Annotated in this window: 17 protein-coding genes; 10 read left to right on the top strand and 7 right to left on the bottom strand. The window is 43.7% G+C overall.

Annotation, left to right across the window (positions count from 1 at the left end):
• The first annotated feature begins 2 nt into the window (after positions 1-2).
• The 4 genes from BSHG_RS05375 to BSHG_RS05390 all read left to right on the top strand — a co-directional run bounded on the left by BSHG_RS05375 (position 3) and on the right by BSHG_RS05390 (position 2329).
• The gene (locus tag BSHG_RS05375) at positions 3-428 is read left to right on the top strand and encodes a hypothetical protein (RefSeq protein ID WP_005778250.1); all 426 of its coding nucleotides are present in this window, start codon (positions 3-5) and stop codon (positions 426-428) included.
• A 187-nt stretch (positions 429-615) separates the two neighbouring features.
• A complete protein-coding gene (locus BSHG_RS05380) occupies positions 616-1419 on the top strand; it encodes an outer membrane protein assembly factor BamD (protein WP_005788200.1) in 804 nt (267 codons plus the stop codon).
• Between the two features lie 15 nt (positions 1420-1434).
• On the top strand, positions 1435-1770 hold the full coding sequence (locus tag BSHG_RS05385; RefSeq protein WP_005788198.1) for a DNA-directed RNA polymerase subunit omega: 336 nt from the start codon (positions 1435-1437) through the stop codon (positions 1768-1770).
• A gap of 109 nt (positions 1771-1879) precedes the next feature.
• A complete protein-coding gene (locus BSHG_RS05390) occupies positions 1880-2329 on the top strand; it encodes a DUF4293 domain-containing protein (protein ID WP_005788196.1) in 450 nt (149 codons plus the stop codon).
• 82 nt (positions 2330-2411) lie between these two features.
• On the opposite strand, the gene BSHG_RS05395 is transcribed toward BSHG_RS05390, so the two are convergent.
• Both BSHG_RS05395 and BSHG_RS05400 read right to left on the bottom strand, forming a co-directional pair.
• Positions 2412-3119, bottom strand: coding sequence for a porin family protein (locus BSHG_RS05395; protein WP_005788195.1), 708 nt, complete (start codon positions 3117-3119; stop codon positions 2412-2414).
• Entirely contained in the window at positions 3116-4885 is a 1770-nt protein-coding gene (locus BSHG_RS05400) for a LysM peptidoglycan-binding domain-containing protein (protein WP_008660534.1), read from the bottom strand. The genes BSHG_RS05395 and BSHG_RS05400 overlap by 4 nt, the downstream gene beginning before the upstream one ends.
• 176 nt (positions 4886-5061) lie before the next feature.
• On the opposite strand from BSHG_RS05400, the gene uvrA reads away from it, so the two are divergent.
• The 3 genes from uvrA to BSHG_RS05415 all read left to right on the top strand — a co-directional run bounded on the left by uvrA (position 5062) and on the right by BSHG_RS05415 (position 10345).
• Positions 5062-7890 carry an excinuclease ABC subunit UvrA gene (gene uvrA / locus BSHG_RS05405; protein WP_005788190.1) on the top strand — a complete coding sequence of 943 codons (2829 nt, stop codon included), beginning with the start codon at positions 5062-5064 and terminating at the stop codon, positions 7888-7890.
• Positions 7891-8145: 255 nt separating this feature from the next.
• Entirely contained in the window at positions 8146-8625 is a 480-nt protein-coding gene (gene ybaK, locus BSHG_RS05410) for a Cys-tRNA(Pro) deacylase (protein WP_005788187.1), read from the top strand.
• 61 nt (positions 8626-8686) lie between these two features.
• On the top strand, positions 8687-10345 hold the full coding sequence (locus tag BSHG_RS05415) for a peptide MFS transporter (protein WP_005788185.1): 1659 nt from the start codon (positions 8687-8689) through the stop codon (positions 10343-10345).
• Between the two features lie 111 nt (positions 10346-10456).
• Here the strand turns inward: BSHG_RS05415 and BSHG_RS05420 are convergent, their stop codons facing one another.
• The gene (locus tag BSHG_RS05420) at positions 10457-10954 is read right to left on the bottom strand and encodes a GNAT family N-acetyltransferase (RefSeq protein ID WP_005788183.1); all 498 of its coding nucleotides are present in this window, start codon (positions 10952-10954) and stop codon (positions 10457-10459) included.
• A gap of 161 nt (positions 10955-11115) precedes the next feature.
• On the opposite strand from BSHG_RS05420, the gene BSHG_RS05425 reads away from it, so the two are divergent.
• The 3 genes from BSHG_RS05425 (at position 11116) to BSHG_RS05435 (ending at position 13690) form a co-directional block, all read left to right on the top strand.
• Positions 11116-11451, top strand: a complete 336-nt coding sequence (locus BSHG_RS05425; RefSeq protein WP_005788181.1) for a PadR family transcriptional regulator — start codon at positions 11116-11118, stop codon at positions 11449-11451.
• 12 nt (positions 11452-11463) lie between these two features.
• Positions 11464-12543 carry a PspC domain-containing protein gene (locus BSHG_RS05430; RefSeq protein WP_008660527.1) on the top strand — a complete coding sequence of 360 codons (1080 nt, stop codon included), beginning with the start codon at positions 11464-11466 and terminating at the stop codon, positions 12541-12543.
• A gap of 151 nt (positions 12544-12694) precedes the next feature.
• Positions 12695-13690 (top strand): MBL fold metallo-hydrolase, encoded by a 996-nt coding sequence (locus tag BSHG_RS05435; protein ID WP_005793413.1) that lies wholly within the window; start codon positions 12695-12697, stop codon positions 13688-13690.
• Positions 13691-13790: 100 nt separating this feature from the next.
• Here the strand turns inward: BSHG_RS05435 and BSHG_RS05440 are convergent, their stop codons facing one another.
• From BSHG_RS05440 to BSHG_RS05455, 4 genes are all read right to left on the bottom strand, one after another.
• Positions 13791-15899, bottom strand: a complete 2109-nt coding sequence (locus BSHG_RS05440) for an alpha/beta hydrolase family protein (RefSeq protein ID WP_032497431.1) — start codon at positions 15897-15899, stop codon at positions 13791-13793.
• A gap of 73 nt (positions 15900-15972) precedes the next feature.
• Positions 15973-17304, bottom strand: a complete 1332-nt coding sequence (locus BSHG_RS05445; protein ID WP_008660525.1) for an MATE family efflux transporter — start codon at positions 17302-17304, stop codon at positions 15973-15975.
• A gap of 88 nt (positions 17305-17392) precedes the next feature.
• Complete coding sequence (gene yidC / locus BSHG_RS05450) at positions 17393-19249, bottom strand: membrane protein insertase YidC (RefSeq protein WP_005788172.1); 1857 nt, start codon at positions 19247-19249, stop codon at positions 17393-17395.
• Between the two features lie 48 nt (positions 19250-19297).
• Entirely contained in the window at positions 19298-20899 is a 1602-nt protein-coding gene (locus BSHG_RS05455; protein ID WP_005788170.1) for a CTP synthase, read from the bottom strand.
• Positions 20900-21163 lie beyond the last annotated feature (264 nt).

Here is a 21163-nt window from a genome sequence, read left to right as displayed (position 1 = left end):
TTATGGTAGCAAAACAACTTTCCATTTTTTTGGAAAATAAATCAGGCCGACTGACAGAGGTGACTGAAGTATTGGCAAAGGAAGGTATTAATCTTTCTGCTCTTTGCATTGCTGAAAATGCCGACTTTGGTATTCTCCGGGGGATTGTTTCCGATCCGGATAAAGCTTATAAAGCTTTAAAAGATAATCATTTTGCAGTGAATGTGACAGAAGTGGTAGGCATCAACTGTCCTAACGTGCCCGGTGCGTTAGCCAAAGTATTGCAATACCTTTCCAATGAAGGAGTTTTTATTGAATATATGTATTCATTTGCCAATAATAACTCTGCAAATGTGATTATCCGTCCTAATGATATGGAAAACTGTATCCGTGTGTTGACGGAAAAGAAAGTTGACTTGTTGGCGGCAAGCGACTTGTATAAACTGTAAAATCTGTGATTAAGTGGTGGATGGTTAATGAATAGCTGCTATATTGTTTATAAATTAACCATCCATCAATGCTTATTCGCCATTCGTAACTAAACTCTATTCTTCCATTCTTTTTTATCTTAAAAAACATTGATTAATTGGTTTATTCAGCGCGAATCTTTAACTTTGCGCATTATTTAAATACAGAATGAAGAAGAACATCATTATAACGCTGCTTGCAGCTACTGTTTTATCCTCGTGTGGAGAGTACAATAAGTTGCTAAAAAGCACTGATTACGAATACAAGTATGAGGCCGCTAAGAACTACTTCGCCAAGGGTCAGTATAATCGGTCGGCTACATTGCTGAACGAGTTGATAACTATCTTGAAAGGTGGTGATAAGGCAGAAGAATCATTATACATGTTGGCTATGAGTTATTATAATCAGAAAGATTATTCTACTGCCGCACAGTCGTTTATCACTTATTTTAATACATATCCACGTGGTCAGTTCTCTGAATTGGCTCGTTTTCATGCAGGCAAAGCTTTGTTCTTGGATACTCCAGAACCTCGATTGGATCAGTCAAGTACTTATCAGGCTATCCAGCAGTTGCAGATGTTCTTGGAATATTATCCTCAAAGCAGCAGAAAACAAGAGGCACAGAATATGATTTTTGCTTTGCAGGATAAGTTGGTTTTGAAAGAACTTTATTCAGCGAGATTATATTATAATCTGGGTAATTATATGGGCAACAACTATCTGTCTTGTGTAATCACAGCACAGAATGCTTTAAAAGATTATCCTTATACTGATTATCGTGAGGATTTATCTATTTTGATTCTCCGTGCCAAATATGAGATGGCAGTGAATAGTGTAGAAGATAAAAAGATGGATCGTTATCGCGAAACGGTAGACGAATATTATGCTTTCAAAAATGAATTTCCGGAAAGTAAATATCTGAAGGAAGCCGAAAGGATTTTCAAAGATTCTCAAAAAGTAATTAAAGACTAAATTATAAATAGATTTATGGATTACAAAAAAACAAATGCTCCGACGAATACCATTACCCGTGATATGATGGACTTGTGTGCCGATACCGGTAATGTTTACGAAACAGTGGCTATCATTGGTAAGCGTGCCAATCAGATTAGTGTGGAAATAAAAAATGACCTTTCCAAGAAACTTGCGGAGTTTGCTTCTTACAACGACAATCTGGAGGAAGTGTTTGAAAACAGAGAGCAGATCGAAATTTCACGTTATTACGAGAAATTGCCGAAACCCAATCTGATTGCTGCGCAGGAATATGTAGAAGGAAAGATCTATTATAGAAACCCGGCGAAGGAGAAAGAAAAATTACAGTAATTTACTTCGCTGATTGAAGAGCTAAGAGTCAAGTAGTAAGTAGGAGTCTATTCTTCTATCTCTTATTGCTTGACTTTTTTATTCCGGATTAAACACAACTTTAAAAACTATGATTCAACGAATTCAAACGATTTATCTTTTACTTGTTACTGCATTATTGATAACAAGTATGTGTCTGCCTGTAGGCAGCTTTATAGGTGCTGATGCTGCAATGTATGTTTTTAAACCATTGGGGGTAGAGATGAACGGTACACTTTATTCTACATGGGGGGTATTTGGTATCTTGTTGCTCAGTGCAATCATTGCATTCGCTACGATCTTTCTGTTCAAGAACCGTATGTTGCAAATTCGTATGACGATATTCAATAGTATTCTGCTGATTGGTTATTATCTTACTTTTCTTGCCTTCATGTTTGTCCTGAAGAAAGATCTGAGTGCTACTTTCCAGATATCATGGGCATTATGCCTGCCGTTAATTTCGATTATTCTGAATTGGCTGGCGGTCCGTGCGATAGGACGAGATGAAGTGATGGTAAAGGCTGCCGATCGTCTCCGATAAAAATAGAATCGCCACAAAGGATTTAGAAATTATTCTCTATAAACTCTAAATCCTTTGTGGCGATTTTTGTATATATGCTTTTCTACTTCTTTATATCAAACAGATAAGTGATTTTAGCTGTAATGGTACTATTGGCAGAGCGCGAGAAATAATCTTTTTTGGTACTGTTGTAGAAGTCGGCCAGTCCAAAATAATATCTGCCTTCCAAAAGGAAATTACCGGCTTTAGTCCTGACTTCAATGCCTCCTCCTCCTACAATTCCGTAATCAAACTTATTTTCAACCCATTTACCGTATTGTTCATTGGGTGCCCGATTCGCGGTTTCCCAAGTACCTTTTCTTTTTTCGCTCTCGTTTAACAAGAGGCCGATTTGTGGCCCTAGGTTCACGAAAAATTGTACCCCTTTGTCTTTGCCAAAGGCCAGATGGGCAAGGAAAGGAATCTCAAGATAGTTCATGGTACGGACATAAGAGTCTTCGGAAGAGAATCCCTGTTCCGGATCGAATTTTTCGTCCCATCCGCGTTGAGAAAAGTTAAGTTCCAATTGTGCACCACAGATCATAGCGAAGTATTTTTCGGAAATGTAGCGTGCTGTGACACCTCCGGTAATTCCCAAAAGACCGTTTTGCTTGATGGTGGGCTGGAAAGAAACAGTGCTGTAATTAGCACCGCCATTGATTCCGATTGCAAAATTATGTCGTTGTTCGCCTATCTGGGCTTTTGCCGGCAGGGTAATGCCTGCCAGCAAAATGGCTCCCAGTAAGAGTGATTTCAGTTGATCCCTTTTCATTCGAAGTCAAGTTTAATCAATTCAAAGTTCTTTGTGAAATGAACAAAGAATACTTTCTTGTTCACAAATCCTCCCCAGTTGTTGACACGTTGGAATTTAAATCCGGTCTGGATAGGAGTCAAATCCATTTGCGGAAGGTTCTTTTCCAGTTCGGAACCGTATTTAGACAGTCCTTTAAGGAAGAAGTATCCAGTGTCAAAGCCCAGCATACCGTACTTCGGATACCGTTCCTCCATCTCTTTACTGTACCATTTGCGATATGCCTGAGTGAAGTTGATGGCGGCCGGTAATAGATTGTTCGTGTAGAATGACGAGTAAAAATAGGTATCCAATTCAAAGAAACTTTCCAAATGGTCTTTTGTATATGTCTGCCATTCCGGATAACCGAATAAATGAATACGTGCTTCCGGATTGTCTCTAACGAGTAATGTCAATTGAGGAATGATTCTCAGAAGCGTCAGATCATTGCCCGAAGTCGGAATGAAGAAATTCTCCTTGTCATTGTGCAGAGCTGCTTTTAGAGTTTCTACCGGGGCATTTTCTTTCAATGTCTTTACGGGTATACCTTTGCTTCCCAATTCTTGTTTCAGACCTTTGATAAACTCTACTTTATCTTTATCTACAACCGCTGATTCCAGAAGAATCACGTTGGCGTTTGGAAATTGGCGTGTAAAGTGCTCGTATACTTCCGAATACAGATAAGATTGCGGAGTATTGATCTGGTAGATAAACGGGTTGTTGAATACTTCTCCCTCTTTTGAGGAAAAAGGAATGACCAGGCGTATATCGTTTTTCTTGGCAAAGGCTGCCAATGGTTTGATGTGTTGTTGTTGCGCCGGACCGAAGATCACATTCATATTTTTCATCTCGCTTTTGGCCAGAATGCTGTTCAGCGACGAACTTTCTTTATTGCAATCGTATACATACAGGTCGATTGAAGTTCCGGTACGTTTCAGACTGTCAACTGCCATCAGGAAACCTTCGTAATATTCTACCATCCGTTTGTCGTCAAATGGTAACAGGAGGGCCGCTTTGATAGTAGAAATGCTCTTAGGAACTTCTTTGTTTTCACGGAACAATTCGCTGTCACTTGGCGGTATGATGTTGGCATCTGTTTTGGGGACAGTGACTGTCGGTTTTTCAGACGGGTAGGGGATACAGAGAAATTGCCCTTTTTTCATGCCATTCTTTAATTCTGGATTGGCAGCAATCAGTTCTTGTTCGGAAATGCCATATTCACGGCTGACGCTGAAAATGGTTTCTCTGCGTTTCACCTTATGCATATCTTTACAGCGTGGCTTGACGGCCGGTTGCATAGCAGGCTCTGAGGGAGCTGCCACTACAGCTTCTACGGTCGAATCGATAGCCTCGGCAGCCGAAGGAATACGGATAACTTGTCCGATGCGGAAGTTGTCCGCGCTTAATCCGGGGTTAGCGTCACAGATAGCCTTGGCAGAAACTTTATAGGTCGTTGTCAGCCGATAGAGTGTCTCGCCCGGCTGGATCGTATGAAAGGTTTCACCTTTTTGAGCAGTTTTGTTCTGTGGGATTTTAATGGCTTGTCCTGCGTAGATTTTGTCCTCACAACCGGGATTCAGTCGGATAATATCTGCTTTGCTGACTCCATACATGCTTGAGATGGAGTATAAACTTTGGCCCTTTTCAATGGTGTGCAGGAAGTAGGATTGGTTCTCTTGTGCAAAGGTGCTTAAATAGGAAACACTTATAAAGGACAGGAGAAAGAAGATTCGTTTGATTGATTTCATCAATTTATTAATCTTAATTTGTAATTTTTACTATTCAATTCTCAATTGATTACGGCAAAGGTACGAATAATGTCATACATTCACATAATATATTGAGTTAAGAAAATAATATTGTGTTTTTTAAAACTATATTTCGGGCGGAAACATTAATTTTGCAGCTCAATAAAAGTTAGAATATGCAGGAAACAGAATATATAAATGTGTATGGTGCGCGCGTACACAATCTGAAAGACATTGATGCGGAAATACCACGTAATAGCCTGACTGTAATTACCGGACTTAGTGGAAGCGGGAAGTCATCTCTTGCTTTCGATACGATATTTGCAGAAGGACAGCGCCGCTATATTGAAACTTTTTCGGCTTATGCCCGCAACTTTTTGGGCAATCTGGAGCGTCCGGATGTAGATAAGATAACAGGATTGAGTCCGGTTATTTCCATTGAACAGAAAACTACGAACAAAAATCCCCGTTCTACGGTCGGAACCACTACGGAGATTTACGACTATCTACGTTTGCTTTATGCCCGTGCCGGAATAGCTTATTCTTATCTTTCGGGAGAAAAGATGGTGAAATACACCGAAGAACAGATATTGGAACTTATTCTGAAAGATTATAAAGGGAAGAAAATCTATATGCTGGCCCCTCTGGTGCGTTCGCGTAAGGGACATTATAAAGAACTCTTTGAACAAATCCGGAAAAAAGGATACCTGTATGTCCGTATCGACGGGGAGGTTCGTGAGATTACACATGGTCTGAAACTGGATCGTTATAAGAATCATGATATTGAAGTAGTCGTTGACAAACTGATCGTAGAAGATAAGGATGATAAACGGCTGAAACAGAGTGTTGCCACCGCTATGCGTCAGGGAGACGGATTGCTGATGATTCTCGATGCGCAGACAGAGAGTATCCGACATTATAGTAAACGCTTGATGTGTCCTGTTACGGGATTGTCGTACCGGGAGCCGGCTCCGCATAATTTTTCGTTCAACTCCCCGCAAGGTGCTTGTCCGCGTTGTAAAGGATTGGGAGTAGTTAGCCAGATTGATGTGGATAAAGTGATTCCCAATAAAGAGATGTCGATCTATGAAGGGGCAATAGCTCCTTTGGGTAAATATAAGAATGCGATGATTTTCTGGCAGATCGGTGCTCTGCTGGAGAAGTACGATGCGTCACTGAAGACTCCGGTAAAAGACCTGCCCAATGATGCTATTGATGAAATTCTGTATGGTTCGGATGAACGTATCAAAATAAAAAGCTCATTGATAGGTACTTCTTCCGACTATTTTGTAACGTATGAAGGAGTTGTGAAGTATATCCAGATGTTGCAAGAGAAAGACGCTTCGGCCACTGCTCAGAAATGGGCGGAACAGTTCGCTAAAACTACGGTTTGTCCTGAATGTAAGGGGGCGAAGTTGAATAAGGAGGCGCTTCATTTCCGTATCCATGACAAAAACATCAATGAACTCTCTAATATGGACATCAACGAGCTGTATGACTGGTTGATGAAAGTAGATAAGTTCCTGACAGATAAACAGAAAACGATTGCCGCCGAGATTCTGAAGGAGATACGTACCCGCTTGAAATTCCTGTTGGATGTGGGGTTGGATTATCTTTCGTTAAATCGCAGCTCGGTCAGTCTGTCCGGAGGAGAAAGTCAGCGTATCCGTCTGGCCACACAAATTGGGTCTCAGTTGGTCAATGTGCTTTATATTCTTGACGAGCCGAGTATCGGATTGCATCAACGTGATAACTTGCGGCTGATTAATTCTCTGAAAGAACTGCGTGATATGGGTAACTCCGTGATCGTGGTAGAGCATGACAAAGACATGATGCTTGCTGCCGACTACGTGATCGATATGGGACCTAAGGCCGGACGATTGGGAGGAGAAGTCGTTTTTGCCGGTACTCCTGAAGAGATGTTGAAGACCAGTACACTGACTTCGCAGTACCTTAACGGACAAACGGCTATCGAAGTACCTTCTAAGAGACGTCCCGGAAACGGCAAGTCTTTATGGTTACGGGGCGCGAAAGGGAATAACCTGAAAAATGTGGATGTGGAATTTCCGTTGGGTAAATTAATTTGTGTAACCGGAGTTTCCGGTAGTGGCAAATCGACTCTGATTAATGAAACTTTGCAACCGATACTTTCGCAAAAATTCTATCGTTCTTTGCAGGATCCTTTGGAATATGATTCGATCGAAGGACTTGAGAATATAGATAAGGTGGTTAATGTGGACCAGTCCCCTTTGGGGCGTACCCCACGTTCCAATCCGGCTACTTATACTGGGGTCTTTTCTGATATCCGGAGCCTGTTTGTCGGACTGCCGGAAGCTAAGATCCGCGGTTATAAGCCCGGCCGGTTCTCTTTCAATGTGTCCGGTGGCCGCTGCGAGGCATGTTCCGGTAACGGCTACAAAACGATTGAAATGAATTTCTTACCCGATGTATACGTTCCGTGCGAAGTCTGTCATGGTAAACGCTATAACCGTGAAACGCTGGAAGTACGTTTTAAGGGAAAATCTATTGCCGATGTGCTGGATATGACTATTAATCGTGCAGTAGAGTTCTTTGAGAATGTTCCTCAGATCCTGAATAAGATCAAGACTATCCAAGATGTAGGATTGGGGTATATCAAACTGGGACAATCGTCAACAACTCTTTCGGGAGGTGAGAGCCAGCGTGTGAAATTGGCTACTGAACTTTCAAAACGAGATACCGGAAAGACTTTGTATATTCTTGATGAACCGACTACCGGCCTGCATTTTGAAGACATACGTGTGTTGATGGGAGTCCTGAATAAATTGGTAGATAAAGGCAATACCGTGATCGTTATAGAACACAACCTGGATGTGATTAAGATGGCGGATTACATAATAGATATGGGGCCCGAAGGTGGTAAGGGAGGAGGAGAACTTCTCAGTTTCGGAACACCGGAAGAAGTTGCGAAGAGCAACAAAGGATATACTCCGAAGTTTCTTCGCGAGGAATTGAAAATCAATTAAAAATTCATATTGTATGATGAGGATATGTCAAAATTCGTATTCGCCACCGATTACACAGATAAATATTATTGGCTGTCAGTAGACTAAAAAACGTTCAGTGTAAATCTGTGTGATCTGTGGTGAGTTATGACACACCTTCATCGTATTTGTCCGAGGTTAACTTCGTGATTGCAGGAAGTTAACTTCGTAAAGTTACATTATTAACTTACTAATGGGCAGCTCCTCTCTGTGGCTGCCGAAATACACATATTGTCTATGAAAATCAATAAGACCAATGCCGCCCGTCTACTGGATAAGGCCAAGATTGCCTATGAACTTATTCCTTACGAGGTAGACGAAAGCGATCTGAGTGCCGTGCATGTAGCGGCAAGTTTGGGAGAGAATATTAATCAGGTTTTTAAAACCCTCGTACTTCACGGTGATAAAACGGGATATTTTGTTTGTGTAATTCCAGGAGATCAGGAAGTGAACCTGAAGCTTGCTGCTAAAGTGTCCGGCAATAAAAGTTGCGATATGATTCCTATGAAAGAGCTTCTGTCCGTCACCGGATATATCCGGGGTGCCTGTTCGCCCATCGGAATGAAAAAGCATTTTCCTACCTATATTCATGAAACCTGTCTGGGCTTTCCGTATATTTATGTAAGTGCAGGGCAGAGAGGATTGCAGATAAAAATAGACCCTAAAGAGCTAATAAACGAGGTTCGGGCGGAAGTTTGTGTATTATATACTGTTTAATTTCAGTAAAAAGTATATATTTGCAAAAAATATCTATTTAATAATCTAATATTCTAATTTTATGTTTGAAGGACAACCTAAGGGTTTGTATGCTCTGGCACTTGCCAACACAGGCGAGCGATTCGGTTACTACACCATGCTTGCGATTTTTACTTTGTTTTTACAAGCAAAGTTTGGTTACACTGCTGCTGAAACTTCTACTATTTTCGGATGTTTTCTGGCTGCTGTTTATTTTATCCCCTTCTTTGGCGGTATTCTTGCCGATAAGTTTGGTTATGGTAAGATGGTGACAATGGGTATTGTGGTCATGTTTATTGGCTATGCGCTACTCGCCATCCCGACTTCCGATAACTCCGGCAAAATAATGATGTTCGGTGCGTTGGCCCTGATTGCTTGCGGTACCGGTCTTTTTAAAGGTAATTTACAGGTGATGGTGGGTAATTTGTATGATGCCCCCGAATATAGTTCCAAACGCGACACTGCATTCAGTATTTTCTATATGGCTATCAATATTGGCGCAATGTATGCTCCGACAGCCGCAACGAAAGTAACCAATTATATGTTGGGCAAGGCAGGTCTGTCGTATGTCCCTCAGATTCCTTCATTGGCACATCAATATCTCGATGGAACAATCACTCCTGCCAACCAGGCTACTCTGGAATCCTTGCAGGCTGCACAAAACTTTACCGGTGACATTGCCACTTTCTGTACTACTTATATCGATAAGCTCTCCGAAGCTTACAACTATGGATTTGGTGTGGCATGTGTGTCCTTGATTATTTCAATGCTTATTTATGTAGCTTTCCGTTCTACATTCAAACATGCGGACTATAACTCTAAACAGGCTAAGCCGGCCAACGTGGTAGAAGAGAAGTTGACTCCGGAACAGACTAAACAACGTATCGTAGCTCTGTTGCTTGTGTTTGCCGTAGTTATTTTCTTCTGGATGGCTTTCCATCAGAACGGGTTGACATTGACATTCTTCGCTCGTGACTATACGGCACAAGAGGTGACCGGTCTCGACCGTCTGGGCTTCAATATCGTGAACCTGACCTTCTTGCTGATCGTTATCTACGGACTGTTTTCACTGTTTCAGGGTAAAACCGGAAAGTCGAAAACGATTGCCGGTGTAGTAGTTATGGTGGCACTCCTCTGCTTGGGATGGAGTTATACTTCTATGGATCCTACAATCAACATCCTGCCACAGATCTTCCAGCAGTTTAATCCGTTCTTCGTGATCGCTTTGACTCCGGTTTCGCTGGCAGTGTTCGGCTATCTGGCCAGAAAAGGAAAAGAACCTTCTGCACCGCGTAAAATCGGTATCGGTATGATGATTGCCGTATGTGGTTTCTTGATCATGGCTATCGGCTCTATCGGTCTGCCTACTCCGGACGCTTTGGCTGCCAGTGGCATTGAGAAGGATGCGTTGGTTTCTCCGAACTGGTTGATCTCCACTTATCTGGTTCTTACTTTTGCCGAGCTTTTCTTGTCGCCGATGGGTATCTCTTTCGTTTCGAAAGTAGCTCCTCCCAAGTACAAAGGTATGATGATGGGTGGTTGGTTTGCTGCAACTGCCATTGGTAACTACCTGGTTGCCATCATCGGTTATCTGTGGGGAGGCATGCAATTGTGGATGGTATGGAGTGTACTTATCGTATGCTGTTTGCTGGCCGCCCTGTTTATCTTCTCTATCATGAAGAAACTTGAAAAGGTAGCATAAGACCTTCGGGTTACTGACTATACACCAAACGCCCCGTTACATTACTTGTTATTTCGATAACAATATATGTAACGGGGCGTTTCTCCTATTGGCCTTTTCTTTACAGATAAATCAAAGTTCCAATCCCATAATATAGTCATTCATATAATATCCGTTTCCGATAGGGAAGTCTCCTTCCCGCAATTTCTTCATCCCTTTATGTTCGTAAAAGTGCAGCGCTTTGTTGTTTCGGTTTACATTTAGTTCCATCAGGCAGGGAGACGGGTGTATCTCTTTGATATATTGCACTGCGTGATCAAATAGTTTGCTGCCTAAATGTGCCCCCTGAAAGCCGGGGAGAACATATATTTTCTGGAGATGAAACACATCGGCATCCTGGGGCTGGACAGAGACGTAGCCGCAAGGTTCGTCTCCCTGATAGGCGATAAAGTATACATGCCCTTCTTCTTCCATTTGTTTACGGATGTTTTCGGGTGCATACATCCACTCCATCATGTAGTCAAGTTGCTCGGTCGAAAGTATTTCTTTGTAAGTGGCGGGAAATACCTGGTTTGCCAGTTCGTTAATCAGTTTGCAATCATCTGAGGTTGCTTTTCGGATAGTAAACATGTTTGTTGTATTTTTCAATTTATACGGCAAATATAGTGATAATTTGCATTTATAATAAGGTGAAAGGGACTTAATGCGTTAATTAGTATAAAAATAAGGTACTTTGTATTGCATAGTACCAAGACAATGCCTATATTTGCTGCATCTAAAAGATAGAACTTATGAATGTAGATAATGTAAAGTCGCAAATGCGAAAGGGTATGCTGGAGTATTGCATCATGTTATTGTTGCATAAAGAGCCGGCTTATGCTTCGGATATCATTCAGAAACTGAAAGAGGCGAGGCTGATTGTGGTGGAGGGGACTTTATATCCATTGCTGACCCGGCTGAAAAATGATGATTTGCTCAGTTACGAGTGGGTTGAGTCAACACAAGGACCGCCACGCAAATATTACAAACTAACCGGGAAAGGGGAGTCTTTTCTTGGTGAACTGGAGGCTTCCTGGAAAGAACTGAATGAAACCGTGAATCATATAGCTAATAGAGAATCCATTTAAAAAGAAATAAAGATGAAAAAAACATTAACCGTAAATTTAGGCGGAACCGTTTTTCATATTGACGAAGATGCCTATCGGTTGCTTGATAATTATCTGTGCAACCTGAGACTTCACTTTCGCAAACAAGAAGGAGCAGAGGAAATTGTAAATGATATAGAGAACCGCATTTCCGAGCTTTTTGCCGAAAAGCTGTCGGCCGGTTCGCAGGTTATTACGATTGCGGATGTGGAAGAGGTGATTGCACGTATGGGTAAACCGGAAGACTTCGGCGAGGATACCGGAGAAGAGGAGCCCCAAAAGACAACCGGACAAACGGGGGCACAGCAAGGTGCGACCATTCGGCGCAGATTATATCGTAATCCTGACGATAAGATACTGGGTGGTGTAATCAGCGGGTTGGCAGCTTATCTTAATTGGGATGTCACGGTGCTCCGGCTTATCATGTTTGTGGTACTTATCTGCGGATATGGCGTATTGATTCCTATCTATATTATTTGTTGGTTAGTTATTCCCGAAGCTCGTACGGCAGCCGAGAAGCTGAACATGCGGGGAGAGGATATCACTATCGAGAACATTGGCAGGACGGTGACCGATGGCTTTGAGAGGATGGCCAACGGTGTAAACAACTACGTAAACTCTGGTAAACCCCGTAGCTTTCTGCAGAAAGTAGGAGACGCATTGGTGTCCATTGCCGGATTCTTCCTGAAAGCTTGCCTGGTGGTTCTTGCCATTATTTGCAGCCCTGTTCTTTTTGTTCTTGCCATCGTTTTCGTTGCTCTGGTGATTGCTGCCATTGCAGTAGCCATCGGAGGTGGAGCCGCTCTTTATCAGATGTTGCCTTCGGTCGACTGGTCACCATTGATCTCTACTTCTCCGATGATGACTATCGCCGGGAGCATTGCAGGAGTTGTCTTGGCAGGTATTCCTTTAGCCGCCATTATTTTCGTGATTCTCCGGCAAATCTTCAATTGGTCTCCTATGTCATCCGGACTGAAATGGTCACTGTTGATTATATGGATACTGGCTGTCGTTATTTTTGTCATCAACCTCTCTTACCTGGGATGGCCTTATCCTTTCCTTTGGGTCGGATGACGTGAAATGCCAATTAGTTGATGATCATAGAAATGCTTCCCGTAGTGTGTCCGGGAGGCATTTTTTTTGTAAGAAAAATACGGTTTTGTGCAACGAACCACAAATCTTTTGTTATTTTTGTTTGTTACTCATCGAAAAGAATACGTATCATATGGGCGAGCATATATGTTTCAGAAGAAATGAAAGACTGGCAACGGTCAATCCTCACTGGCGGGGCAATCCTGTAGTAAGAGGAAAGTTTGTCAATCGCCAGCATCGTTTTCGTCCCGGAATGGGGAGTGTGTTGAAGTGGCGTCTTTCGCCCAATCCGCAGCGGAAAGAGAAAAAGAGTGTGAAGTGGAGTCCCAAGTTGAATTATCTGCGTTCGCTGGATGGCGTGGTAGGCAATTCACTGATTTGGCTCGGGCATAATTCTTTCTTCCTGCAGTTAGCTAGGAAGCGGATCATGTTCGACCCCGTTTTCGGTGATATTCCTTTCGTTAAGCGGCAAAGTGATTTTCCGGCCAATCCCGATATATTTACCGATATCGATTATCTGCTGATCAGTCACGATCATTTTGATCACCTCGATAAGCAAAGTGTGGCACGGTTGGTAAAAAACAATCCGGGGATGAAACTTTTTTGTGGTCTGGGCACCGGGGAGCTGATTAAAGGATGGTTTCCTGAGCTTGAGGTGACAGAGGCTGGCTGGTATCAGCAGATAGAAGATGACGGGCTGAAAATAACGTTTCTTCCCGCACAACATTGGAGCAAACGTTCCGTTCGCGATGGAGGGCGCAGGCTGTGGGGGGCATTTATGGTACAGGCCGATGGTATTTCCCTCTACTATAGCGGTGATACCGGTTACTCCAGGCATTTCCGTGAAATACCCGATCTTTTTGGAGCTCCCGATTATGCTTTGGTGGGTATCGGGGCCTATAAACCGCGCTGGTTTATGCAACCCAATCATATATCGCCTTATGATGCTCTGACTGCATCGACCGATATGAAGGCTGCTCTCACAATTCCGATGCATTACGGAACTTTCGATTTGTCCGATGAACCTCTGCATGACCCTCCTCTGGTTTTTGCTGCCGAAGCCAAGAAGCGAAAGATAGATGTATATATCCCCGTACTGGGAGAGGTGGTGAAGTTGAAGCGGATGTAGACTTTGGGTACTTCTTACCTTCCAAATAGAGCTTCTGTTGTCAACAAATAAAGGCTCTGTCCCTACCGGACAGAGCCTTTATTTGTTGACAACACAGCCTTTATTTCTGTGCCGTTTCGTTTGGTTTCAGCCATTGATCCAGCCATTCGAAGAAAGTCCGTTGCCACAGTACACCGTTCTGTGGTTTCAGTACCCAGTGGTTTTCATCCGGATAAATCAGTAATTCGGCAGGTACACCACGCATCACGGCAGCATCGAATGCAGCCATTGCCTGGTTGGCAAGGATGCGGTAGTCTTTCTCACCGTGGATACAGAGAATTGGAGTATCCCATTTTTCGACAAACAAATGGGGAGAATTGGCAAATGTACGTTGGGCTGTCGGATTCTGTTTTTCCCAGTAAGCACCGCCCATATCCCAGTTGGCAAACCATTTTTCTTCTGTCTCCAGATATTGCATTTCCATATTGAAGATACCGTCGTGGGCAATGAATGCCTTGAAGCGCTTGTCGTGATGTCCGGCCAACCAATACACAGAAAATCCTCCGAAGCTGGCACCTACACAACCCAGACGATCACTATCCACAAACGGCTCTTTGGCCATTTCGTCGATAGCCGTGAAATAATCCTTCATACATTGACCACCGTAATCACCGCTGATAGCTTCGTTCCATTCCAATCCGAAGCCCGGAAGTCCGCGACGATTCGGAGCTACGACGATATAACCGTTGGCGGCCATAATCTGCATGTTCCAACGATAACTCCAGAACTGGCTTACCGGACTCTGAGGACCACCTTCGCAGAAAAGCAGTGTCGGGTACTTCTTATTCGGATCGAATTGAGGCGGATAGATGACCCATGTCAGCATCTCTTTGCTGTCAGTTGTTTTCATCCAGCGGCCTTCTACTTTACCCATTTCGATCTGGTCATAGATTTGCTTGTTCTCTTGGGACAGTTGCGTGGTTTGTCCGTCCAAAGCTATTGCGTAAATTTCGTCACCCATACTCATTGAATGGCGTTTGGCAATCAGTTTGTCTCCAAAGAGGGCAACGCCTTCGTAGTCGTACATACCCGAAGTGACGGGGCGTACGGAATCGTTAGCCAGATCGAGTGAATAAATTTGTGTCTCGCCATGCCATACACCGGTGAAGTAGATCGTCTTGGCATCCCGGCTCCATATGAATGCATCTACATTCGAATCGAAAGCTTTACTTACAAAACGTTTCTCGCCCGTTTCCAGGTTCATGACGAAGAGGCGGTTCTGGTCAGCTTCGTAACCGTCGCGCTCCATGCTTTGCCAGGCAATGCTTTTTCCATCCGGAGAATATTGCGGGTTTGTATCATAACCCATCATACCTTCGGTGATGTTTACTGTTTTCTTGGTATTCAGGTCATATACATAGATATCCGAGTTGGTAGATATGGCATAAGCCAGTCCCGTTTTTTTGCGGCAGGTATAAGCCACCTTGTCCGAAGTCGTATTCCAAGCCAGTTGTTCGATACCTCCCCAAGGTTTCATCGGGCTTTCGTAAGGTTCTCCTTCCAGCACATCTATGATGTTGGAGATTGATTTGCCATCAAAGTCGGCGATGAAAGGATGTGGAGCGGTGGTCACCCATTCGTCCCAATGTTTATACATCAGGTCGGTGATGATGATTCCGGTCGCTTTATCCAGGTCGGGGTATTTATCAGCCGTGCTCTTTACTGTTTTCACTTGAGCGATGAAGAGTATTTTTTTACCGTCCGGTGAGATGGAATATCCCTCGATGTCTCCGTCATACTTGGAGATCTGCTTGCGTCCGCTACCGTCCGGATTCATTTCATACAGTTGGCTGCTGCCGTTGTCATTGCTCAGGAAGAGCAGCTTGCTTCCGTCTGCCGCCCAAGTCACTTCATTTTCCTGATAAGGAGTGTGGGTAATCTGTCGATTATCCGTTCCATCCGCGTTCATCACAAAAACTTCCCGGTTGCTCTTGTTCTCGGGGACACTGTAATAAGCCACAGTATAGGCTATTTGCTTTCCGTCAGGCGATACGGCCAGTCCGCCGATACGTCCCATCGCCCAAAGTGCTTCGGGAGTCATCCGCTTTCCTTCGATCTTGATATCGGATTTACCGATCAGCGCCTGATCTGTTTTGCCTGCATCTTTGGTTCCACCACAAGATGCTAACATCATTGCTGCCGACATAATAAATAGGTTTACTTGTCTCATAGTTATTTTAATAATTAGTAATTTACTTGTGTTCTCTTCCATAATAGTGCTGCGAAGATAAGCAAAAATCAGGTCAAATCTGCTTTTTCTGCCAGTTTCCTTTCTTTATATAAAGGTATGAAAGGAACAGGATACAGATTCCGTACAGATGTTCCGTAGTCCAGCAGACGGCTACATCCACTCTCAGATAAAGAATCATATAGGTGATATAGATCAGATAAATGGCCAGTACACAGAGTTCCAATCCCAACGCCGTACGTGTGTTGCCCGTTCCGGATAGTGCCTGAAAATAGACGTTGGCAGGTACGAGTATCAGATAAGCGGAGCATAGTACCCATAAAGAAGGGATGGAGGCCTCCCGCAAATCGGGAATATCCGTATAGATACTCAATATCAGGTTAGGAAACAGTGCGAAGAGTATAACCAGCGGCAGCACGAAAATATAACCGATACGGATGTGCTGGCGGATCGTTCCGGGAACACACTTGATTTCGCCCGCACCGATCAGGTTACTCACCAGGGAGCCGCAAGTAGCTGCAAATGCCATGGTGACCATAAACGGGATGCCCGATACGTTACGGATGATATTGGTTATGGCCAGTGCACGTTCGCCTAAGTGTTCGACAAATAGGAAGAACATGAACCAAGTGGACAGTGAGAAAAAGTTCTGAATCATTGTCCAAAAGGATACGTTCAGGATCCGTTTCAGCATCTCCGGCCGGAATCCGGGCAGATGATTCAAGGCATACTTTTTACAGTTTATCCGTTTCCAGGTGTAGATGACGAAGAAGATGACCGAAACCATTTCGGCCAGTGACGAACCGATGGCGGCTCCGGCGATACCTAACTGTGGAGCACCGAACTTACCGAAAATCAGTATGTAGTTGAACACCACATTGGATAATACCATGACCACAGAGTTCAGTGTCAGGGTTTTGGTCTGAGTTGTACCCACGAAGAATGCACGAAACATTACTCCGACAAAGGAGAAGAAAAAGCCGAAGACCCTCCAGTTGATGTAGCTGATGGACGCATCGTATATATGCTCCGAGCTAATGACCTTTTTCAGTATGTGCGGTGAGAAGCACAGCGAAAGAGTGAATGCTACCACTGCGAGTGAAAGCAGAAAGTAGACACCCTGATAAAAGATGGGCCCGATAGCCTGGTATTGCTGTTCACCGTTACGACGGGCAATCAGGATTTGTGCACCTATACTGAATCCGAATGCCATCATAAAAATAGCCAGATAGTATACACCGGCAATGGCCGAGGCTCCCAGTTCGACTTCGCCCACACGTCCCAGAAAAGCAGTGTCGGTCATGCCTATCAGCTGTTCCATGATTAGGCTGATCAGGATGGGGTAGGCGATAATCCATATTTCTTTGTATGTGTATTTAGTAGTCATGTTGTAATCTGTTCAATAAAGGAAAAGAAAGCCGGACAAACATACACTGCTTGTCCGGCTCTTCGGTATTTAAGCTGATTTCTATCTCTTATTTCTTATTCTGCTTATTAGCCCGTTCTTTTGCCAATTGTTCCTGTTGTTTTTGCATAGCTTCCAGGCGTGCGGCAAATCCGGTCTTCTTCATCTGTTTCGGATCTTTCTTCTTAGCTTCCAGTTCGGTAAGCAATTTGTTTTCGTCAGTTGTCCGGCGTAATATGATCATGGTTACTACACTGATCAGAGTCGAAATGAAGTAGTAATAGTTCAATCCCGAAGGATAGTCGTTCAAGACGAAGAGGAACATGATCGGCATCAGGTACATCATCCACTTCATCGCAGCCATTTGCGGCTGGGCACCCGTATCCTGCTGTTGCATTGTGTACTTCGTATTCAGGATGTTGGTAACAGTCATCAGCAAGCAGAACAAACTGAGGTGATTACCCAAGAATGGAATATGGAACGGGAAAGTGATGAATGCGTCATAAGTCGACAAGTCATCCGCCCAAAGGAAACTCTGCTGACGAAGTTCGATAGCACTCGGTACGAACATGAACAATGCCATCAGGATAGGGAATTGCAACAACATCGGCAGACAGCCACCCATCGGGCTTACACCGTACTGGCTGTACAATCCCATCACCTCCTGCTGTTTCTTCATCGCATCTTCCTGTTTGGGGTATTTCTTGTTGATCTCATCGATTTTCGGTTTCAGCACCCGCATTTTGGCTGATGACATATAGGTCTTCCATGTTGCCGGGAAAACGACTATTTTCACCATGATGGTGAGTAACAACAGAACGATACCCATACTTAATCCCCAGCCGGACAACCAGTCGAACACGTTGATGGTGATCCATTTGTTAATCCAACGAATCAACGGCCAGCCCAGATATACCAAGTTGTTAAGTTCCCATTTCTCTTCACGTCCCTTATCCAACGCAGTCAGCGTTTTGTAGTGGTTCGGGCCGAAGTAGAAATACATATCGGTAGGTTGTTTGCCGGTCGGATCAAAGAACGTACTCATCTCGGCGGAATAGTCTTTTATGTAACCGCTTCCCTGTTTCTCCATTTTCGATTTAACCGTAGTCTTTTCGAAATCCTGTTCTGCGATGAATACGGAAGAGAAGAACTGATTCTTGAAAGCGATCCAGTCCAGACGTTCCGAAACGGACTTTTCGTCGTCTTTACTTGCCGAAAGGTTATCCACATCATCACCGGTGTATTTGTAGGTGAGGTCTGCCAAACGGTTTTCGTAAGTATATCCCTTTTCGATCTGGCGGGCACGTTGTGACCATGAGATGTCCACATAGTTTGTGCTGGCAGCCAATTTTCCGTCCATTCCCGTAGCTTTGATCACAAAGCTCATCAGGTAGTTATCAGGTTTCAGTGTATAAATGAAATCGATATAGCTGGCACTGTCGGCAGCTAGACGCATCGTTACACTGCTATCTGTTTTATTGACTGCTTCAAAATAGAAGTCTTTTGTCTGGAGGGCCCCCTTCTTGTTATAGAAGTTGAAGTTCATGGAAGCATCGCTGCCGTTGAACAACACAACCGGTTTCTTATCCTGTCCCATGTAGTTTTTCAACAGGGCAGAGTAAACACGGCCGCCTTTGTTATCCAGAGTGATTTCTACCAAATTATTCTGGATAGTAGTAAACGCCTCTTTACCTTTGGTGGCACTGAAGAAGAGCGATGCTGAGTCGGCTGCTGTTTCTTCTTTTTCGTTAGCCAGCGCAGCTTCGGTTTTGGCTCTCAGTGCTTCTTCTTGCTGCTGTACCACGGCTATAGAGTCATAATACCGCTTTTGAGCGGCTATTTGCTCCTCGCTGGGACGGCTCAGAAAACTGAATCCTACCAGTAATATACCTATTAAAACGAGGCCTGTGATGGTGTTTTTATCCATTCTCTTTTTTAAGTGATTAATGATTAATAATCTATACGATAACGATCTTTACTTATCGATTGCAGCCTTGATGAACGACACGAACAACGGATGCGGGTGTAGTACGGTACTGCTGTATTCCGGATGGAACTGTGTTCCGATGTACCATTTCAATGTAGGAATCTCTACAATTTCTACCAAGTCGGACTCGGGGTTGATACCTACACACTTCATGCCGGCCTCTTCGAATTGTTTGCGATAGTCGTTGTTGAATTCGTAGCGGTGGCGATGACGCTCCTGAATGTGTTCTTCTTTGTAGGCTTCGTATACCTTAGAGTCTTTCTTCAATACACATTCGTAAGCTCCCAGACGCATGGTACCTCCCATATTGGTGATGGCTTTCTGCTCTTCCATGATGTCGATCACGTTGTGCTTGGTCTTTTCATCCATTTCAATGGAGTTGGCATCGGCATAACCCAACACATTACGGGCAAACTCGATAGCCATACATTGCATACCCAGACAGATACCGAATGTCGGAATGTTGTGTTCGCGGGTGTATTTGGCAGCTACGAACTTACCTTCGATACCGCGTGAACCGAATCCCGGACAGATAACTACTCCGTTTACATGTCCCAATTGTTCGTCTACATTGTCCGGAGTCAGATGTTCGGATGATACATATTCTATTTTTACTTTACGGTCATTGTAGGTAGCAGCTTGTGACAAGGATTCCAGAATAGATTTGTAGGCATCCTGCAATTCAACATATTTACCTACCATTGCAATGGTTACTGTTTCAGTTGCATTGGCACGACGGTTCAGGAAGTCTTTCCAAGGACCCAACGGCGGACGTTCGCCTACAGGCAGACCCATCTTTTGGAGTATGGTTTCGTCCAGGCCTTGCTCTTGCATCAACAGAGGTACTTCATAAATAGTTGAAGCGTCGATTGACTGAACAACTGCGTTTTCGGCTACATTACAGAACAGAGCGACCTTCTTGCGCAAGTTGGTATTCAGGTCATGTTCGGTACGTAGCACCAGGATATCCGGCTGTACACCGAGTGATTGCAACTCTTTTACGGAATGTTGAGTCGGTTTGGTTTTTAACTCTTGGGCGGCGGACAGGAAAGGTACATAAGTCAGGTGTACACACAAGGCATTCTGACCCAGTTCCCATTTCAACTGACGAATACTTTCCAGATAAGGCAAAGATTCGATATCACCTACTGTTCCGCCAATTTCTGTGATTACAAAGTCGAACTTATACTTGTTACCCAGTAACTTGACGTTACGTTTGATTTCATCGGTGATATGAGGAATCACCTGAATGGTTTTCCCCAAATAATCTCCACGGCGTTCTTTATCGATGACGCTCTTATAGATACGGCCTGTCGTGATGTTGTTGGCCTTCGTTGTCTGGATGCCCAGGAAACGTTCGTAGTGTCCTAAGTCAAGATCGGCTTCATGGCCGTCTACAGTCACGTAGCATTCTCCGTGTTCATAAGGGTTCAATGTTCCCGGGTCAATGTTGATGTACGGGTCAAACTTCTGGATAGTTACTTTATAACCTCTTGCTTGCAGCAATTTACCGATGGAAGATGAAATGATACCTTTTCCTAAAGAAGAGGCAACACCACCGGTGACGAAAATATACTTTGTTTCTCCCACAGCTATAACTGTTTTAATAATTTGTTTCTAAATCCTTTGATTTGAATCTTAAAAACCGCAAAATTACAAAAAAATGGGGAAGAACGGATGCTTTCTACAAAACAAATTTATTAAAAAATGCAATTCCGGGTACCGAAATGTTTGAACGACAAACAGTCACATGTTTGCCGGCATATAAGCACGCCTTTATTCAACTTGCACTATCGAGCCGGGGGAAGGCGGTTCTCAGTTCGATCTGTATTGTTCTGAGAGATAATGCACGTT

It is taken from the genome of Bacteroides sp. 3_2_5 (assembly GCF_000159855.2).
In the GTDB taxonomy this organism is placed as follows: domain Bacteria; phylum Bacteroidota; class Bacteroidia; order Bacteroidales; family Bacteroidaceae; genus Bacteroides; species Bacteroides fragilis.
Note: the sequence above shows the minus strand (reverse complement) of the source record. Positions and strands in the feature narration are given on the sequence as shown.

Bases quoted from the DNA above. Each gene is read 5' to 3' on its own strand.
- BSHG_RS05375 (WP_005778250.1), top strand. From the start codon at position 3: ATGGTAGCAAAACAACTTTCCATTTTTTTGGAAAATAAATCAGGCCGA.
- BSHG_RS05380 (WP_005788200.1), top strand. From the start codon at position 616: ATGAAGAAGAACATCATTATAACGCTGCTTGCAGCTACTGTTTTATCC.
- BSHG_RS05385 (WP_005788198.1), top strand. From the start codon at position 1,435: ATGGATTACAAAAAAACAAATGCTCCGACGAATACCATTACCCGTGAT.
- BSHG_RS05390 (WP_005788196.1), top strand. From the start codon at position 1,880: ATGATTCAACGAATTCAAACGATTTATCTTTTACTTGTTACTGCATTA.
- BSHG_RS05395 (WP_005788195.1), bottom strand. From the start codon at position 3,119: ATGAAAAGGGATCAACTGAAATCACTCTTACTGGGAGCCATTTTGCTG.
- BSHG_RS05400 (WP_008660534.1), bottom strand. From the start codon at position 4,885: ATGAAATCAATCAAACGAATCTTCTTTCTCCTGTCCTTTATAAGTGTT.
- uvrA (WP_005788190.1), top strand. From the start codon at position 5,062: ATGCAGGAAACAGAATATATAAATGTGTATGGTGCGCGCGTACACAAT.
- ybaK (WP_005788187.1), top strand. From the start codon at position 8,146: ATGAAAATCAATAAGACCAATGCCGCCCGTCTACTGGATAAGGCCAAG.
- BSHG_RS05415 (WP_005788185.1), top strand. From the start codon at position 8,687: ATGTTTGAAGGACAACCTAAGGGTTTGTATGCTCTGGCACTTGCCAAC.
- BSHG_RS05420 (WP_005788183.1), bottom strand. From the start codon at position 10,954: ATGTTTACTATCCGAAAAGCAACCTCAGATGATTGCAAACTGATTAAC.
- BSHG_RS05425 (WP_005788181.1), top strand. From the start codon at position 11,116: ATGAATGTAGATAATGTAAAGTCGCAAATGCGAAAGGGTATGCTGGAG.
- BSHG_RS05430 (WP_008660527.1), top strand. From the start codon at position 11,464: ATGAAAAAAACATTAACCGTAAATTTAGGCGGAACCGTTTTTCATATT.
- BSHG_RS05435 (WP_005793413.1), top strand. From the start codon at position 12,695: ATGGGCGAGCATATATGTTTCAGAAGAAATGAAAGACTGGCAACGGTC.
- BSHG_RS05440 (WP_032497431.1), bottom strand. From the start codon at position 15,899: ATGAGACAAGTAAACCTATTTATTATGTCGGCAGCAATGATGTTAGCA.
- BSHG_RS05445 (WP_008660525.1), bottom strand. From the start codon at position 17,304: ATGACTACTAAATACACATACAAAGAAATATGGATTATCGCCTACCCC.
- yidC (WP_005788172.1), bottom strand. From the start codon at position 19,249: ATGGATAAAAACACCATCACAGGCCTCGTTTTAATAGGTATATTACTG.